This window comes from Rufibacter hautae (assembly GCF_008271695.1).
GTDB classification, from domain to species: domain Bacteria; phylum Bacteroidota; class Bacteroidia; order Cytophagales; family Hymenobacteraceae; genus Nibribacter; species Nibribacter hautae.
Genome location: NZ_VKKY01000002.1, coordinates 261,850 through 279,291, shown reverse-complemented (window position 1 = coordinate 279,291; position 17,442 = coordinate 261,850). Strand labels below are relative to the sequence as shown.

The 17,442-nt window shown below is 49.3% G+C and carries 11 protein-coding genes; 2 read left to right on the top strand and 9 right to left on the bottom strand.

Translation table 11 applies throughout. From position 1 onward, the window contains the following. Nucleotides 1–2 precede the first annotated feature (2 nt). Nucleotides 3–3,209 carry a type I restriction endonuclease subunit R gene (locus FOA19_RS10175; RefSeq protein WP_149090727.1) on the top strand — a complete coding sequence of 1,069 codons (3,207 nt, stop codon included), beginning with the start codon at nucleotides 3–5 and terminating at the stop codon, nucleotides 3,207–3,209. A gap of 757 nt (nucleotides 3,210–3,966) precedes the next feature. After that, on the top strand, nucleotides 3,967–4,566 hold the full coding sequence (locus FOA19_RS10170) for a hypothetical protein (protein ID WP_149090726.1): 600 nt from the start codon (nucleotides 3,967–3,969) through the stop codon (nucleotides 4,564–4,566). 1,451 nt (nucleotides 4,567–6,017) lie between these two features. Here FOA19_RS10170 and FOA19_RS10165 read toward each other — a convergent pair. From FOA19_RS10165 to FOA19_RS10125, 9 genes are all read right to left on the bottom strand, one after another. After that, nucleotides 6,018–7,301: a DUF5690 family protein gene (locus FOA19_RS10165; RefSeq protein ID WP_223808832.1), complete on the bottom strand. Its 1,284-nt coding sequence runs from the start codon at nucleotides 7,299–7,301 to the stop codon at nucleotides 6,018–6,020. A gap of 673 nt (nucleotides 7,302–7,974) precedes the next feature. Continuing rightward, entirely contained in the window at nucleotides 7,975–8,604 is a 630-nt protein-coding gene (locus FOA19_RS10160; RefSeq protein WP_149090724.1) for a hypothetical protein, read from the bottom strand. A 61-nt stretch (nucleotides 8,605–8,665) separates the two neighbouring features. Further along, a complete protein-coding gene (locus FOA19_RS10155) occupies nucleotides 8,666–9,325 on the bottom strand; it encodes a hypothetical protein (RefSeq protein ID WP_149090723.1) in 660 nt (219 codons plus the stop codon). A 1-nt stretch (nucleotide 9,326) separates the two neighbouring features. Continuing rightward, entirely contained in the window at nucleotides 9,327–9,947 is a 621-nt protein-coding gene (locus FOA19_RS10150; protein WP_223808831.1) for an RNA polymerase sigma factor, read from the bottom strand. A gap of 516 nt (nucleotides 9,948–10,463) precedes the next feature. Beyond that, nucleotides 10,464–11,432 (bottom strand): MBL fold metallo-hydrolase, encoded by a 969-nt coding sequence (locus FOA19_RS10145; protein ID WP_149090721.1) that lies wholly within the window; start codon nucleotides 11,430–11,432, stop codon nucleotides 10,464–10,466. A 508-nt stretch (nucleotides 11,433–11,940) separates the two neighbouring features. Continuing rightward, nucleotides 11,941–14,259, bottom strand: coding sequence for a DUF7133 domain-containing protein (locus FOA19_RS10140; RefSeq protein WP_149090720.1), 2,319 nt, complete (start codon nucleotides 14,257–14,259; stop codon nucleotides 11,941–11,943). A 102-nt stretch (nucleotides 14,260–14,361) separates the two neighbouring features. Next, nucleotides 14,362–15,429 (bottom strand): DUF6807 domain-containing protein, encoded by a 1,068-nt coding sequence (locus FOA19_RS10135; RefSeq protein WP_149090719.1) that lies wholly within the window; start codon nucleotides 15,427–15,429, stop codon nucleotides 14,362–14,364. Between the two features lie 76 nt (nucleotides 15,430–15,505). After that, on the bottom strand, nucleotides 15,506–16,858 hold the full coding sequence (locus tag FOA19_RS10130; protein ID WP_149090718.1) for a Gfo/Idh/MocA family protein: 1,353 nt from the start codon (nucleotides 16,856–16,858) through the stop codon (nucleotides 15,506–15,508). Nucleotides 16,859–16,935: 77 nt separating this feature from the next. Further along, a complete protein-coding gene (locus FOA19_RS10125; RefSeq protein WP_223808830.1) occupies nucleotides 16,936–17,406 on the bottom strand; it encodes a VOC family protein in 471 nt (156 codons plus the stop codon). Between the last annotated feature and the right edge of the window lie 36 nt (nucleotides 17,407–17,442).

Genomic DNA, 17,442 nt, shown 5'->3' with positions numbered 1-17,442 from the left:
ACATGAGCTACGAATACTCCGAAGATGGTTTGATAGAAGCTGCTACCCAAGATGTTCTGGAAGAACTGGGCTGGGAAGTAAAAACCGCATGGAAAAAAGAATCTTTTGGACCAGACGGGTTGCTGGGCCGTGAAAACAAATCTGAGGTTATTTTAAGGCGCTACCTGCTTGCAAGCCTTCAACTATTGAATCCAGACCTGCCCGCTGCTGCTTATGGGCAGGCTATGGAGCAGATTGAGCAGAAAAGTGCAGATAAAACCTTGGCCAGGTTAAATAAAGATAAATACGAGCTTCTAAAAGACGGAGTACCCGTAAGCTTTACCAATAATAAAGGAGAACTGGTAAAGAAAAGACTGCGGGTATTTGATTTCGAGCAGTATGAAAACAACCATTTTCTGGCAGTAAGGCAGCTGGAAGTAGTTGGTGATTTATACAACCGTCGGCCGGATGTATTAGGGTTTGTAAACGGCATTCCCCTGCTTTTCTTTGAACTGAAGGCGCACCATACAGACCTCAGAAACGCCTTCACTGCAAATCTTACAGATTACAAAGATTCCATTCCGCACCTGTTTCATTGCAATGCTTTCATTATCCTAAGCAACGGCACAGACGCCAAGGTAGGTACCCTTACTAGCCCCTATAAATACTTCCTGGACTGGAAACGGATTACCGAGGAAGAAGAAGGTATGGTAAGCTTGGATACCATGCTGCGCGGCACCTGCGCACCTGACAGGTTCATGGATATCTTTGAGAACTTCCTCCTCTTTGATGATAGTGGCGGTGAACTGGTGAAGCTTATGGCCAAAAACCACCAGTACATTGGGGTAAACAAGGTGATTGACCAGGCTGAGAGCATAGAAGAACTGCGGGGCAAACTGGGTGTTTTCTGGCATACGCAAGGCAGTGGCAAGTCCTATTCTATGGTGTTTATTTGTCAGAAGATTCACCGTAAGTTCGGCGGCTCCTATACCTTCCTGATTGTGGTAGACCGCAGTGAATTGGAACGGCAGCTCTATGATACCTTTACAGGAGTCGGGGCCGTTTCTGATAAGAACGTGGTGGCTAAAAGCCGCGATCACCTGCGTGAATTGCTTAAGCAAAATCACCGCTACGTGTTCTCGCTAATTCATAAGTTCTCCATTGACCCCAAGACGGAAAGCGAATACCCCAAGATAACAGACCGCAAAAACATCATCGTCATTTCTGATGAAGCACACCGCACTCAAGCAGGTACCTTTGCCCGAAACATGCGCTTTAACGGTATTCCTAATGCCTCTTACCTGGGTTTTACCGGTACACCCATCATTAAAGAAGAAGAAGAGCTGACCAAAAACATCTTTGGGGAGTACGTTTCTGTCTATGATTTTAAACGTGCCATTCAGGACGGAGCTACCCTGCCTTTGCGCTATCTGAACCGGGGCGAAAAACTAGGTATTCAGAATCCGCAGCTAGACGACCAAATGGCCGACATTTTGGAGGACGAAAACCTGGATGAAGACCAGAAACGAAAACTGGCCTATCTCTTCCAGAAAGACTATGTGATACTGACCGCTGAGGCTAGGCTAGACTCTATTGCCAAAGACCTTGTATGGCACTTTAATGAGCGGGGCTACCAAGGCAAAGCCATGCTGGTTGCTTTGGACAAACCCACAGCCGTACGCATGTATGACTTGATCATGAAGCATTGGTCGCTCTATATTGTAGATCTTAAAAATCAAATTGCTAGTGCTACAGATCAACAGGAAGAGCAGGCGCTGCTGCGTAAACTTAAAAAAGTAGAAGAGACAGAAGTCTGCGTCATTGTCAGCTCTGAGCAGAATGAGGTAGACAAGTTCAAAAAAATGCAGCTTGAGATTGCGCCTCATCGTGAAAAAATGGTGAAACGCGATCTGGAGAAGGAATTTAAAGATGAAGAAAACCCGTTCCGGCTGGCCATTGTTTGTGCCATGTGGATCACTGGGTTTGATGCCCCCGCCATCTCTACTGTTTACCTGGACAAGCCTATCAAAGGCCATACCCTCATGCAAACCATTGCTCGGGCTAACCGGGTATATGATGATGAAAAAGAAAATGGGCTCATTGTAGACTATGGCAATGTCTATAAGCAATTAGAAAAGGCCTACTCCATTTATGGAGAAAGCGACAAAGGCCGTGGGCCGCATACTGGCGGCGGAAAAGAAGATAATAAAAAGCCAGTTGAACTGCTGGAACAACTGGCAGATGAACTGAAGGAAGCAATCAGGCAGGTAAAAGGCTATCTAAGTGAGTTAGGTTTCAGTTTGGGTAACCTCAGCAACGCAGATGCCAAGCCCATGGAAAAGATTGCCAACATCAAGAAAGCGGTTGATTGTGTATGCCTCAATGAAACCACCCGCACCAAATTTGAGATAATCGCCAGGGATGTTTTCAAGAAGTACCACGCTCTTTACCCAGAAGACCAGGTAAAGCCTTTCATCCGGCAGTTCAATGCCATAGAAGCCATCTACCAACAGCTTAACCAACAGACCAAAGCCGCAGACGTCACTAGCATCATCAGAGATTTACAACAGGTAGTAAATACCAGTGTGCTAGTGCACCCTTCCCAAGTTGCTGAGCAAGATGCGTATGTTGATTTAAGTAACCTAGATTTTGATAAGCTTCGGGAAGCCTTTAAAAAGACACCCCGCAAAAACACGGTGGTTTTTGACCTGCAGCGAGCCGTAGAGCAAAAGCTGGAACAGATGCTAAAAGAAAACCCGCTTAGATTAGAGTTCTATGAGCGTTACCAGGAAATTATTGCTGAGTATAATAAAGGGAAGAACATAGAAGATACTATAAGTGCTTTCAATAACCTCAGCGATTTCATTCAAAAACTTAGCAAAGAAGAGGCAAGAGCATTTCGAGAAAACCTGAACCAGGAAACTTTGGCCATCTTTGACCTTTTGCGTTCAGGAAAAGAGCTGGAAGAGCCAGAAGTGAAGGAAGTAAAGAAAGTAGCCGAGGAGATTCTGACTAAGTTAAAGGCTGAGAAGTTACGCATTGAACTCTGGAGGGAAAGCCGGCAAATTACCGCTCAGGTAAAAACCTTAATTTTTGATGCGCTGCAGTGGCTCCCTCAGAAGGCTTACACAGATGCAGAAGTAGGTGAGAAAACGATCAATGTGTATCAGCACATTTACACTAATTATCCAGGAGGTGCTTATAGTACATACTCTAAGGCCAGCGCATAAGATTTTGGGGTTCTTTCGTATTTTGACCAATGCTTGGGCGGCAATCCCCCCACCCAAGTAGCTTCATACCGTTATCTCCTGCCATTCAGGTAAGGAACTTCTCCTTGTTTGTCTCACCTACCTATTCCATAAAACTAGAACAACTAACAATTTATGAGTTGTCTAAAGTAGATATATTGGTTTCAAATGAGTTAATAAAGATTCTCATATCAAGAATTGGCCGTTTTATTATGCAGCTACTTTGCTGTCCGCATCGTTGGCTGCCGATCCGACCGGCGCACCTGGTGCCGTTGCCTGGCCCATACCCAGGGGAGTGCAGCGCCCACTTACAGGGACACCTAGACGGCGGCTGGCGGCTACCAGGCGGCGGCTGGGAGGCAAGTGGCGGTGGCTAGGCGGCTAAACTGGCGGCGGCTAGGCGGCAAATCGAGGCTAAAGGCGGCGGCTGATGGCGGCGGCACCGGGAGGCAGATGGCGGCTAATAGACGGCAGAAGGTGTTTTAGGAGGTTTGGGACAGCTTTACCGCCGAATTACCCCTGTCTACCACGGAAAGCAACATCTCCATAAGCTTCTCAACTGTCTGACCACTTGTTAATGACGACCGCTAGGACAGCGTTCCTATCCCCTGTCACCGAACATAACAACAACGCTGAGACCTTAAAAACTGTTATATCTTCATTATTTTTTGTAAATGGTGTTTTGGATAATATTACATTCACATTCTCTTATTGAATTCTACTCTTAAAAAAACGTATAATGGGACTTTTCGACTTTTTTAAATCAGACAATAATAAGAAACTTTTAAATTATGAATTTGCTTGCAAAACTTGTCTGAAGACAGATGGAATGAGGCACAAAATTTTAATCGCAGACTCATATAGTGATTTTTATGAAAACCGGTTAATGAAATCTGAATATCAATTTCAAACAATAATAAAGGATTATTTAAAAAAGAATAAAAAATCATGTCCTAATTGTAAATCATATAACTTAGAAATAAGCGACATAGAATTTGATAGTAAAAATGCTTTAGTAGGTAGAAGAATAGACCAAATTCAACTAGTTCTGATGAAACATGAAAATGGACAAATTGAAATACAAACGGGAGGCACCCAATATTTACCGACCGGATTTTTAAAAGAAGCCTTCAAAATTATAGAAAGTGTTTTATTAGACACCGACAAAACTGAATTTGAAGAAAAGAAGATAGGAAATGTTCGTTTTGTTGTTTCGACACGATTCATCGAAAATGATGATTATAGAACCAGCCGTTTAGAACAATTTAAATTTGTTGGATTCGACAAGGAGACTATAGTGAGAGCAGTTACTCAAATCAAAGGTCAAATGGTAAAATAAAGAAACGTCACCTTACGGACTTGTGTAAACACGATTTTCGGTCGAAGGCTTGGCGCAGCTTATACGAGTCTATTAAGCCTTTCTAACAACAATTTGCTTATCGGCTGACCACGGTGCCCAAGCTACTCAAAAGCTCGATCCATAAGGTGTTACTCTGTGTTGTAATCCTTTTTGCACTGCGTTGCAATCTTTGTTGATCTGAGTCAGTTCCCCGTTAATCAGCGTTGATTAGGGTTGATTTACTTGTTACGCTTTGTTGCAGTACCTGCGGCAACTTCGGTACGGAAGCCGATTCTACGGTTGGGCTTTCCTATCGGATACCGGACACTGACAAGCGGTTTTCAGGCTGCAGGTAGCACTTCGAGGGCAGAAAACTAGAGCTATAGCCCCCGCAACGAGGAACAACAAGGCTGCCCAAACACTGTTGCTCCTCGTTGCTACTTTTGAGTTCTATAGGATTGGTGCTTATGATGATGCTTCTGAAATGCTTCCGGAAAAATCGCCTCCATCTGTATAATGCGAATCACATGCAGAGCACATAACCAGTCTTATGTTCAGCAGACTTCCATCCGAATTCAACCCTTATCTCTCCATATTTAGATAATCACTCAGAACTGATAAATCATTGTGGATAAGGTTCGATAATTCACTCCTACGGTCTACAGAGTATAATTATAAGAAGCCAGTAAGACAAGCACTTACTGGCTTCTTATTTTCTAATGCGTACGCATATACGTACAACTTCTTCTTTTCCCCCTATCACCCTAACCTGTTTATTGCTCCCAAAGTTGATGCGTAATAAATTACGCGGGGCTCTTTTTACGCGCAGTAATAGATACCATCCTACTTTGTCTTGCCTTATCTCAGGAGTAAAGAAAGGAGGGGCTTATCAATAAGTGTACAAGAAACAAATAACACCTTTACTTCCTTTGGGGCCATTTACACCGAGCAGCGGCCACCATTTAATCTGCCCTCCTAGGCACAAAACTAAAGTTAGTCCTTTAAGCATGGTAAACACACTTCCTGCAGGATGATTTTGAAAATTGCGTGGGTGCCTGTTTTGAAGATTTTAGGATTTTATAAACTAAAAGTCTAGTATGCCAGACGCTACAATACCAGCTATCACAGCAACTAAAGGTTCTCCAATTTCTTCATCAATATCAAACTCCTCCTTCAATATATTTCATCTTACCCATAGAGATCCAGTAAAATGAAATTTGATTAAATGAAAGGCTTCATTAAACAATGTAAAGCACGTTTCGGGTTTGCTTTATACTGTTATGCGGCATTTCATTCATATCATAGTTAAATGAAATTAATAGAAACCTGGATAATCAGGGAAGGCAAAATTTTCCTGGGATCGGACATTAGGGAAGGCGGACTAGGATTCAGTAGCCAAACTGATGCAGGAGAAAGGCATGGGTGGCAGCCAGGTCGGCCATATACTTTATTTAGCGGGTAGCTTTAGAGGCAGGCCTTATCTCCCTTGACCTGAAGGTCTGATACTTCCTCGCGAAATACACCATGGAAAAAGCAGTCAGCAAGACACCTATTGCAGAAAGGCCCATCACGCTGTTTGAGAAGAAGGTCACCCAGTCCAACTGGACCTTCAGAACCTCCTTGCTGAACAATACCCCCACGCTGCCCACGTACCCAAACGAATCTGCCAGATAAATCAGGAAGCCAACGTTCCCGGTATACCGGAAGGTGGAAATCAGCCGGTCGAAGAAAACGGCGTTGAAAGGGATGTAGACCATGTAGAGGCCAAGCCCGACAAGCATCATCCACCAGGCGGACCCGATAGATTCAGCCGTGAAGAGCAAGGTGCCGCCTCCGGCGAGGGCAAACCCCGACAGGATGAATACATGTGCCGTCTGCAGGGCTTTGTGGTTGTCCTTGATGAGCACCATGGACCCGATCAGCACCAAGATGATTAGGGTGATGGGGGTTTCCGTTTTGGTGAATATTGCGGGTTGGTTGAAATACCCCAATTCTTTCCACATCTCGGCCCCAAAGTTGTCCCTGATGTCCCGGAAGATCGTCGCAAAAGAGTAGATCAGGACGCAAATGGCGATACCGGGGAAAAACTCCTTGACAAACCTTTTCCTGTCTCCTTGGGTCATGGCCGTACGCTCTGCCCTGAGCTGGACGTCTTCCCCATCGGGTGGCGGGATCCTCTCCATCAGGTACACGAAAAGCACCAGCGGCGGTACAAAGACCAGGCCGGTGTAAAAGGGCATCCAGAATTCCGACACCCCAAACTGCACCATCAGCCATGCCCCCACGGATTTGACGAAACCGGAGGCGAAGATGAAACTCACCGCCAGGGTGGCCCCGATAAAATCGGTGCTCCTCCTGCCCTCCACGTAAGAGAAAACAACCCCCCAGAGCATGCCCAGGGGAAAGCCGTTTATGAAAAGGAAGACGATGTTGTAGGGCAGGGGCACCACTGCGAAGAACAGCCAGCTTATCCAGGATATACCCGTCAAGAGGAGAATAACGGTACCCCTTCCGGTTCGCTTAAGCTCTGAGATATACTTTATGCCGTAAAATTTGGCCAGCAGGTAACCCAACATCTGGCTGATCACCAGCACCGTCTTGTAGCTGTACCCTCCTATTTCCAGACCTTCAAAGGTAGCCACCGTAAAGGATTTTCTGAAGCCGAAGATCATGATGTAGGTGAGGAAAACCACCAAGGCGGCATATAGGCCTACCATTATCTGGCTCTTTGTCATTCCGGTTTTCTCAGACATGCTCTCTACCTAAGTTATCAGGTTGGTATTTCTGCGCTTGCCTTGGGAATGTAGTCAATAGCAGCGGAAGTTTGGCAGTGGCAAAGTGGATTTGCTCTGTTTTTCAATTTAGAAACCTAGCCGACGAAAAGTTGATGGATAGTTTATTGGCGGTCGCTTCCCTTCATGTCCTTGCCGACATCCTATTCATATGCCTTTTTAATCCTTGAGAATAAGCGCCTATTTCTCTTTGTCTGCTATCGAAGGTTCCCCTTTATCCAACCCATGATTCGTTGGCGAGTCGCAAGCGAGATCCTATCCTATCTCACTAGGTCAAGGGGGCGGTAACCTCTTTTCCCGTATACACGGGGATAATTTGGGCAAGAGAGAGGGACAGCGGAAAGGTCGATTTCTATAAACTTTCGATAGTGCAAGAAGTGCAGCCCCTCAAAGGGTTTTTGGCAGGTAGTCTAGTCCCCCTAAAACAAAGGAGCCCCTTCCCTTAGGCCCCTTTTAGTGCAGATGTCTCAGGAAGTAGGCTAGGGGCAGTTGGCTTTTACATGTTTCAGTGTTAGTTCGTCACCGGCCCGGATCGTAGTGGCAGGGTGGACACACAGCTACTACGATCCGGGGCTCTGGCATTGAGTGGCCGCCCGGGGTAACCCGGAGAGCGCTCTCAGTAAGGGCTCTTCATGGTCTTCGCATCCGCGGGGAGGGCGAAGAATGCATTGTCCAGGCTCATGGGATGCACTCCGGACGCCACGCTCTCCATGGTGAACTGAGGGGTTTCTATGACCATCATCAAGGGGACCGCGTGGGCTTTGGAGAGGAAGGCGTACCAGTTGCCGAACCTGTGACCTTTGTAAAGGTTCGGGTCCACCTGAAGCTTAGAGCTGAAGTAGTATTTCTGCACCCCGCTCCTGCAAACCAGGGTCAGCTCGTCACATTTGTAACCCAGGATCTCGGTGGCATCCCTCCGGAGCGTCGTGCTCAGCACGCTGTCGGGGTTTGAGGCGCCGTCATTCCAGAGCAGGGCAGCCGATCCGGCTAACTTGCTGTAGACTTTGTTCTCGCCGCTGCGGTACAGCTGCCAGACCATCTGCTCCCCGTTGGTCTCTGACCTGTAATCCCCGCCTTTTATGTACCAGCTCTGTAGGTTCCCCATCATCGAACTCAGCTGCCCGTCTGAGAGGCCAGGGGTTTTGCTCTTGTAGGTGTTGTTATACACTACTTTCCCTTCGAAGCTTTGTGCAGGGGCTACCAGGTAAACCAACGCCAGGGCCAGGGTAAATAGGATTTGTTTCATTTTGAAAAGTTTAAGGGTTTAGAAGTTAAGAGAGTGGAAAAACTGTATTGATAGCTGGGCTTTACTTTGCCGGAGTATGGCTGCCTAGTGTCTCCATTGCCCCGGGGATATCCTCCAGTTCGCGTAGGTTGGCCTCCATAGCCTTTATCCTCCTGAAGTAGATGGCCCGGTAGTACCAGTACCTGAGCAAGAAAGAGAAGCCGGTCAGGGCCGCAGAAGCCAGAACCACGGCGCCCAGGGACAGAACAAGACGGTCAAGGAAAACCGCGAACATTGCGTAAAAGGCCACTGGGGAAATAATTAGGAAGACAGTGTTGGTGAACCGGTAGTATCTCCTGAACTCCGACAGGGTCCTGCGGAGCGCCTCGGTTGAGCTGGCGTCGGTGTTCTCCGTGAAGATCTCCTCCTGCCGCCGGTAAGTCCAACTGGAGAACAGGGCGAAACCTATAAGGACGGCGACCAAGGGGAGCTTTCCGGCCAGAGCGGCCCCCGCCATGCCCCTGTGGTATTGCCAAACCAGAAAACCGACCGCCAGCAGCACCATTAGGGCGGAGTTCCACCCACCGATCCTGTTCCAGAAGGCGCTCTTCTCCCGCAGCTCCCCCAGGGAGTAGGTGTTGCCCTTGATGATCCTGTCAATCGCCTCCCGGGTATGCCCCTGCTGATCAGGCCCCTCTTTCTGGGTGGCGCCCCAGCGCTTTTTGAATTCGTCCAGATCCATACTATTCTTTGCTTATAAGTGTCCTCAGTTGCCCCTTGATCCTGTTGAGTTTGACTCCCACGTTCGACTCCGAGATACCCAGCACTTCGGCCATTTCCCGGTAACTGCAGTCCTCCAGGTAGAGGAGGATAATGGCCTGGTCCACCTGCGATAGTTTCTTTATTGCCCCGTACATTGCCGCCATCTCCTCTCCCATGTCGCCCTCCACGCTTGGCACCTGGAATGCCTCGGGGCCCAGCTCAGCGAACCTCTCCGACTTGGACTCCTTCCTTACCCTGGTGATGGCGTTGTTGAGAGCGACCCGGTACATCCAGGTCGTGACCTTGGAGCCGCCCCGGAAGGTCGGGTAGGAGCGCCAAAGTTGCAGCACTATTTCCTGGAAGAGGTCCTCCCTGTCTTCCCTGGAACTGCAGTACATATTGCAGACCTTATGGATAAGGCCCTGGTGGTTTTCTATGAGTAAAAGGAACTGCTCTTTCAAGATGCTCGGTGTTTCCCGGTTAGTCGGCAGAAATTGGGATTCCTTAGGGGAACCAGCGATTTTTTTTTTCAATTCGGGAGGAAAATCCACAGTGTAGCCCAGGAATTTGGCTGTAATCCTTTGGTTTGCAATGAGAAGCAAGGCGGTTTTTTTTAACCCAGTACCCAATTTCCCTGCCTGCCGACCCGCTTCTTGGCACAGGGCGAAGCCGTGCCGGCTGGCTTTAAGACAGGAGGAGCTGTGTATGCGTACGGTCCAAACCCTTCTCATTTGACAATGGGCGGATCCTATAGATTAAATGGCATCCTTGAAAGGAATGCCTGGTATGGCGGGGGTGTGTTTTCCCGATGGAAACGCTTTTGGTCTGACCGGGTGGGTCTATTTTGGCTTGTCTTGGTTTCTTCTAGTGCCGGCGGGTAAGGCCCCTTAAGGGGACTGACAAGGTTGAAACCGGGGAGCCGGCCCATAAATCCGTCTAGATTGGGCAAGAGAAAGCCAGGGCAGAATCGCCCTGCTTTAGGTACCGCACTACTGGAACTATCGGCACTATTCCCCATGGTGCAGGAAGTGCAATCCGCCGGGCATCTGCCACCGGCTCCATGCTAGGTGCCGGGTGGGCTGCCCACAGGAGGCAGTAATCATGGGTAGAGGCATTCTTTACTTCCCCGTGTATCCCCAAACCCAACCTGAGCCGGATTTATCGATACGCCCCAAGCCAGGGAAGCTGAAATGGAAGGCATTTATCAGCATATCGTCTCTATGCGCTAACTCAAGAAGCTTGACCCGTGATTGCCGGGCTTTCTGATGGTCTAAATCATAATTCGTCTGCCAGTCCAGCCTCTCCATGTGGAGGGGGTGAAGGAAGGCGTCGGAAATGTAGAGCAGGTGGTTCTTTCCTGAGTGGATGTTTATGGCTATCTGTCCGGGGGTATGCCCCTCAGCTTTGACTGCCGTTATGCCGGGCAGCACATCGGCAAAGTCACCCCTTAGCAGATTCAGGTTGAGGTTTTTCAAGGGCGTGATGTTCTTTTCGATGAAGTACCTGAACAAGGCCGGCTGGTTGCCTGACAGGGATGAGTGCCAATAAGCCCACTCGTCCTCGTGGGTGTGAAACCTGGCGTTCGGGAAATTCAGCTTACCCTGCTCGGTGAACAGGCCCCCGATATGGTCAGGATGGAAATGGGTGATGATGACATCCGTGATGTCCTCCCCTTTTATTTTCTCCTGGTGCAGCAAATGATGCAGCCTGCCTTTGATCACGTACGGGTTGCCCCTGAACACCAAGGGTTTCTCTGAGAAACCCATACCCGTGTCAATGAGGATTTTTTTATCACCCAGTTGAAGCAAGACGGCGATAAAGGGGGACGGAATATTATCAGGGGTAACGTGGTATCTGCGTAATGAGGGCTCCAGCTCCTCGGGGCTGGCATTGATGAAATAATCCTTAGCCTGGTACTTGAACATCAAATCGCGGAAGACGGTACAGCGGATTTGGCCGACCTCAAAGGTAAAGACCTCCTCCTCCATAGGGAACCCCCCACCTAAGAGTTTCAAACCATCGAGATGCAGGAAAGGGAACCCGCCGATCATGGCAGCGCTGCCCTTTAAGAATTTTCTCCTTCTCATAGCATGTGGGTTTGCCCGCAGGGTTTAACTTCAATGCACCTGGCTAGGGTGCGTTTCAATGGGCCATGGTTTTGGGGACTGAAGATTCTGCCCTTTCAATCACTTAGGATGGAAGGCCAGATACGGGGATCCATTGGTGGCGGGTTGGCTTGGGGCGGTCCTGGATCACCAGGCCGGTTCTAATATAGCCTTTTTTCAGACAATATCAAGGGGTCCGATTCCCTACGATTCGGTCCTTGGCTGGGTAGTGGGATGCCTCGAAGGTCCTGCCGCTATCTTGACCGGGTGGCGGGGATATAAGCCTCATTCCCATTGCCTTATGCAAAGGTCATTAGGAGGCAGGGGCTGGCAGCCTGTAATTGAAGGGTGGCTTAAGTTAACCTGGTTGGAACGCCTTGGGTCTGACCAAGTGGATCTGTTTTGGCCAGACTCGGTCCTTTGGATAACCTCAATAGTGCAGAAAGTGCAAGAAGGGCAATCCCCTCGAGAGCGTTATTTGAAGCCCCATTTACAGTGTATTCAACTCTCCCATGGTGAATGCTTTCTGCCTGCCCTCGTATACTTTGCGGGCTTGCTTCACATCTGCTGCCTCTACTTTACCGGCATTGTTGTTCCAAGACTTCCGGATAAAGCTCAGCAGTTCGGAAATATCTTTATCAGACAGAGCCTTGTTGTGGCCAATGCCTGGCATCTCGCCCATAATGTCGGGGGTTTGGTACAATAGTCCATTCACTTTGACGGGGCCGGTCATGCCATACAGGACAATGGATAATAACCTGCTTTTGCTGCCGGTTACCCAGTTTGAGTTATTCAGCGGCGGCGCCAAGCGCTTCACGCCATTCCCATCTGCCCCGTGGCAGGACTGGCAGGTGGATTGGTACAGTTTGGCGCCCACCGGGAATTCTTTCGCCAGCAGTTCAGGATTCTTGCCGTGTTTTGCTTTCCGCATATCCTCCAGCACTTCTCCCAGCCGCACGTGTAGCACAGAACTTGTATCCTTGGCAGCCATGGCTTTTCGATAGAATACCTCTTCCCTGCCTTGCATGCTGCTGATGGCGGCATCCGCCACATATTTGTTTTTAGGAAACTGGGTTACAACTGCCTGCACTAGTCTGTCGGCAGCAGATTTATCGAACTGACGAATAGAAGGTGCAAGAAATGCCACATACGGAGCCGCCAGCGAATCACGTTTTGCGACCAGCTGCTTAAGCACCTGCGCAAAAGGGGCGTAATTCTTTGCCGTCATTACGGAGGGTACTACACTCAGGGCCTGCATCCGGATGGACCATTGTGGCTGTTTTAGCAGGGGCAAAACGTCTTCGGGCCGCAAGGCATCCATTCCTTCCAGGGCCCACAGCGCATGAGCGGCCGCTATAGTTTGCTTTGTCTCTTTCAGGAGCTGGCGCAGGGCCGGGATAGCCTGCGGATTCTTTTTATCTACCAGCTGCTGCTGTGCTTTGTCTCGCACCCATCCGTTTGTATGCTGCAGCAGCTTTACCAGTTGGATTGGCTCATGAGGCACCACCACCGGTTTAGCTGCTCTTTTTGCTGGAACTATCCTGTAAATGCGCCCAAAGGTGATGGGCTGCTCCAGTTGCCGTTGGGCTATCTCTTTCGCCAGGTAATCGGTTAAGTAGAATTTATGCTGTATCACGCCTCGGTACATATCCAGCACATACAATCCACCATCGGGACCATCGTACAGGTTGACGGGCCGGAAACGCTCATCGGTGCTTGCCAGGAACTCCCGCCCTGCATACGCCTGCGCGCCCTGCATTTGGTAGCCTTTTTCGGTTAGAATGTTGCGCTTGATCAGGTTGGCCGCCGGTTCAGCTACAAAAGCATTTTGGGAGTACTTTTCTCCAAACAACCCACCTCGGTAGATAACCGGTCCGCAGGCCGCTGTGAAGTTTACCAGGCGCAAGTCTTTGTCTAAAACGCCTTCCTGGTACCCACGGTTTACCCCGGTGGTAGCCCTGGCCGGATAAACCCTGTTATTGCCTACCAGGTCCACATCAAAGCCTGCCACAGTCTGTTGGTTCGCGTTAGCGGCGCCCATGCCCGAGGCGAAATAATCGCCTAACAGGTTTTGGGAGTTGTTGTTGTAATAAAGCCTGCCATGATTGTCCTGGGCAATGCCCCACTGTCCCCTGAAATGCGTTTTTTCAATAAGCCACTTGTCTCCTTTTTTACGGTAGCGCTTGGTGAATTTAGCGCTGTAAATCCAGTTATCCATGGCGCGCAGCAGGCCGTTTGGCTCATGCTCCACATTGCCGCCCTGGGTATAGCTATTATCTACCAGGGTCCTTTTGCCTGGTTTGTCCTGCTTTATTTCATAGTACCACAGGTTGGGCGGCATGGCCACCAGCAAGCCATCTTCTACCAGGCAGAGCGCCCGTGGCAACACAAGCGAGTCCAGGAATACTTTTCGGTCGTCAAATGTACCATCCCCGTTCTTGTCTTCCAGAATGACAATCTTGCCTGTGGGCATTCCTTCGCCGGTGCCGGCCGTATCGGGCATATAGTTCTGCATCTCTGCTACCCAGATGCGGCCTTTTTCATCAAAGGTCATGGCTACGGGCGAATTAATCAGGGGCTCCGCTGCCACCAGTTCCACCGTAAATCCTTCCTCTACCTGCATCTTTTTGAGCGATGCTTCCGGCGACAACACGGGCGAGGAAGCGTACATCTCCCTTATTTTAACCGAGTCTGTTTCAAGCGGCTTTCCTTCCTCCTGCACAACCTGGGTATTACTGTTCGGCTGACATCCCTGCAACATGCCTGCACAGGTGACGGCCAACAAGGCACTATGAATAAAGCTTTTCATGCGGTACTGCTACAATTCTAATGCTGATGGTGCGGCACCTGCTATCTTACCCATAGCAGGAACCGCACCATCTGGTTTGAAACACGATACTGGTACTTGATTTTACTTTTTACCGGTGAACTTTTGGTACTGGGCATTTACCTGCGCCTCTGTAAGGCTGCTGCCCGATTGGATGACCACCCGGTGCCGGAAAGTAACTGACTTACCAGCAGGAAGCTTGTAGTTAAGCTCTTCCTTGCCATCGCTCATTACTTTTTGGCTAAAAGGATTCGCGGCAAACAAGCCATACCCACGGGCGTGCCAGTAGGTAGGGAAGCCTATGTTCTGCGGGTTATCCATCAACACCACAGATACCGGCTCATTGCCCACAACACCAGTCAGATTCACCCATTTTCCGCGGGTACCCCATACAGCGTCGCCTTCTTTGCCTTCGCTGCTGCGATATTGGCCGGTGACGCCTTCATTGTTCATTACTGGTACCGGCGTGGCCTTTCCGCTGGCATCAGTAAACACCTCTGGTTTGGTAGAAGGATGCTCCAGTTCACGGGCCAGACGAATGGCAATAACTCCTTCTTTGTTATCCTTGAACAAAACATCTTCCTTCAGCGCGGTCAGGGTGGTGATTCGGTCAATGATGCGGCTATCACCCTCGCCACTAAAGACGTACTTAGTATCTTCTTTGATTAAGGCCGTACCGTCAGGCTTCTGCCATTCTGAGCTTACCTCTAGTTCTGCCTTTGCATCTCCGTTGGTCATTTTATTTACTCTGGTATGGCGAATGGTGCCAAAAGGGCCTTTGTGGCTGCCGGTATCATTGGAGTTGTTCCAGAAGTCGTGTCCGTTAACATCGCCAAAGTTAAACCATAAGCCCACGTGGTGCGGGTGGTCCACCCTTTCGCCCGGTCTTGGGTCCATGGGCCAAGCACGCGTAATAAAGTTTCCCCTAGCGGTGCGAATAGGATACAACACCGGCTTTTTCAGTACATCCGGATAGACATACGAAGTGAATGGCTTGCCCTCCACGGTTACGTCTACCCGCTTCTCCTGCTTGTTTTCTGTAAGTACAAAGCGCTTTGCCTTGCCCTGTGCGGCAACCTGTAGGTTATTGCCCATCAGCAACGCCATGGCCAGCAGTGGTGCTACAAAAAGCTTTATTGGTTTTGTTTTCATGTGCCTTCAGCTTTGGAAAATCTATTCCGGCCCTTGTCTCAGGAGCCGGTAATTTGAAGCCTCTTCTAAGATTGGATTAGCTAACAATTACCTCCTGCTTGGCATCATCAAAGGTGACGCGTTTGCCAGTCTGCAGGGCTACGCGGGTCATGATGGTAGCAAGGGAATGGTTATAGCCAGCCCGTACCGAGGCATTGGGCGTTTTGCGACTGCGCACACATTCCATCCAGTTACGCATGTGCAGCGAGGTCATGGGGTCACCCCCGGTGTTGGCATCGGTAGATACTTTTTCAGCACGGGTAGGCAGGGTATAATCTGCCAGCAGGTTAGCTTTCAGGCCCATTTCATTGGCCATGCTCTGCGACAGACCGCCTTCTGAAGTCACCTGGTTGGTGTCCAGGTTCAACATACCGCCGTTTGAGTAGTACAGCTCTTTCACGCCGCCGGCACTGTTGGTGAACCTTGAAGTGTACACAACCTGGAAGCCTTTCTTTGGGTCGTTTAGCGGCCCATAATCGAAAACTGCCGTTAAAGTATCTGGGTTTTCGCGACCGTCCTGCCACAGGTAGGTACCGCCGTTGGCTACCACACTGCGCGGGTGCTCCAGGTCGGTGAACCAATGCACGGTATCAATCTGGTGCGACATCCACTGGCCGGGTATACCGGAAGAGTAAGGCCAGAACAAACGGTACTCCAGGTACTTGCGCGGGTCCCAGGCCACTTTGGGGCGGTTCATCAGGAAACGCTCCCAATCGGTGTCTTCCTGCCGGATTTCGTTTACCAGTTTAGGCAAGCGCCAGCGGCCCGGCTGGTTCACGTTCCAGCTCATTTCCACCATTGTAATGTCACCAAACTTGCCAGACTTGATGTACTCGTTGGCAGAAATGTAGTTGGGCGCGCTGCGTCGCTGAGATCCTATTTGTACTATCTTACCACTTTCCTCTACTGCCTTCAATACCGCACGGGCATCTTCCATGGTTTCTGCCAGCGGCTTCTCTATGTAGGCATCCTTCCCGTTCCGCACCGCCTCCACCCCCATCAGGGCATGCTGAAAATCGGCGGTACTGATGATGACCGCGTCCAGGTTTTTGGAGGCATACAGCTCATCGTTGTTGCGGTACTTCTTGATCTTACCACCCGACTTCTCTCTGATGAAGGCTTCGGCCTCATCGCGGCGGCGGTTCCAGATGTCTGAAACACCTACAAACTCAAAGTTCAGCTCTTTGGAATGGTTCATGAACGCCGGATACAACGAGTGCTTAAACCTGTTCGAAAACCCTACAATACCTACCTGTACGCGGTCATTGGCACCTAAAATTCGGCCGTAACTTTTTGCACTGATGCCGATGCCCATTAAAGAGAAGCCTATTGTTCCGAGCGCAGCTTTTTTGATAAAGTCCCGGCGGGGGTTGTGGTCTTTGTAGTCCATAGGTATTGCTGTTTTAGATTTTGATTTTACACGTTCTTCAGAATAAAAAGAGCACTTTTATCTAATGCTATTGCTGATTAATACTCGTTGTTTATTTCCAGCCAGTAACCGTCCGGGTCCTGGATGTAAATCTGCTGCACGCCATCGGCCCGCACATTTATCTTGTCGGGCTCCCCCTTTGAGTTGTAGTACCTGATGTTGTGTTTGCGGATGCGCTCCATAAAAGCATCAAGAGATGGCACGCTGAAACAAAAATGACGGGTGATATCCTGGTAGATCTCTTTGGGTGCGCCTTGTATCAGGTGCAGCTGGTAAGGATCACCTATGCTGAACCAATCATGCAGGCCGTCTTTGAAAGGCTCCGGTATCTTTTTGAACTGCATGACCTGCTCGTAAAAAGCAGAGCTCTTTTTCAGGTCATACACGTGCAAAGCAAGATGGTTGAATCTGATGGCGGATTTCTCTGTAGCAGCAGTGGTCTGTGCCTGCGCAGAATGTAGTTGGGTCATGAATAAGCCAATTAATAAGAACTTGAGAAGTAGTTTCATGTGGCAGATGGGGTGGGCTTCCGGTAATGGCAAGCC

What these genes read in the sequence shown, in the direction of transcription:
- FOA19_RS10175 (WP_149090727.1), top strand. Translation starts at nt 3, where the DNA reads ATGAGCTACGAATACTCCGAAGATGGTTTGATAGAAGCTGCTACCCAA.
- FOA19_RS10170 (WP_149090726.1), top strand. Translation starts at nt 3,967, where the DNA reads ATGGGACTTTTCGACTTTTTTAAATCAGACAATAATAAGAAACTTTTA.
- FOA19_RS10165 (WP_223808832.1), bottom strand. Translation starts at nt 7,301, where the DNA reads ATGACAAAGAGCCAGATAATGGTAGGCCTATATGCCGCCTTGGTGGTT.
- FOA19_RS10160 (WP_149090724.1), bottom strand. Translation starts at nt 8,604, where the DNA reads ATGAAACAAATCCTATTTACCCTGGCCCTGGCGTTGGTTTACCTGGTA.
- FOA19_RS10155 (WP_149090723.1), bottom strand. Translation starts at nt 9,325, where the DNA reads ATGGATCTGGACGAATTCAAAAAGCGCTGGGGCGCCACCCAGAAAGAG.
- FOA19_RS10145 (WP_149090721.1), bottom strand. Translation starts at nt 11,432, where the DNA reads ATGAGAAGGAGAAAATTCTTAAAGGGCAGCGCTGCCATGATCGGCGGG.
- FOA19_RS10140 (WP_149090720.1), bottom strand. Translation starts at nt 14,259, where the DNA reads ATGAAAAGCTTTATTCATAGTGCCTTGTTGGCCGTCACCTGTGCAGGC.
- FOA19_RS10135 (WP_149090719.1), bottom strand. Translation starts at nt 15,429, where the DNA reads ATGAAAACAAAACCAATAAAGCTTTTTGTAGCACCACTGCTGGCCATG.
- FOA19_RS10130 (WP_149090718.1), bottom strand. Translation starts at nt 16,858, where the DNA reads ATGGACTACAAAGACCACAACCCCCGCCGGGACTTTATCAAAAAAGCT.
- FOA19_RS10125 (WP_223808830.1), bottom strand. Translation starts at nt 17,406, where the DNA reads ATGAAACTACTTCTCAAGTTCTTATTAATTGGCTTATTCATGACCCAA.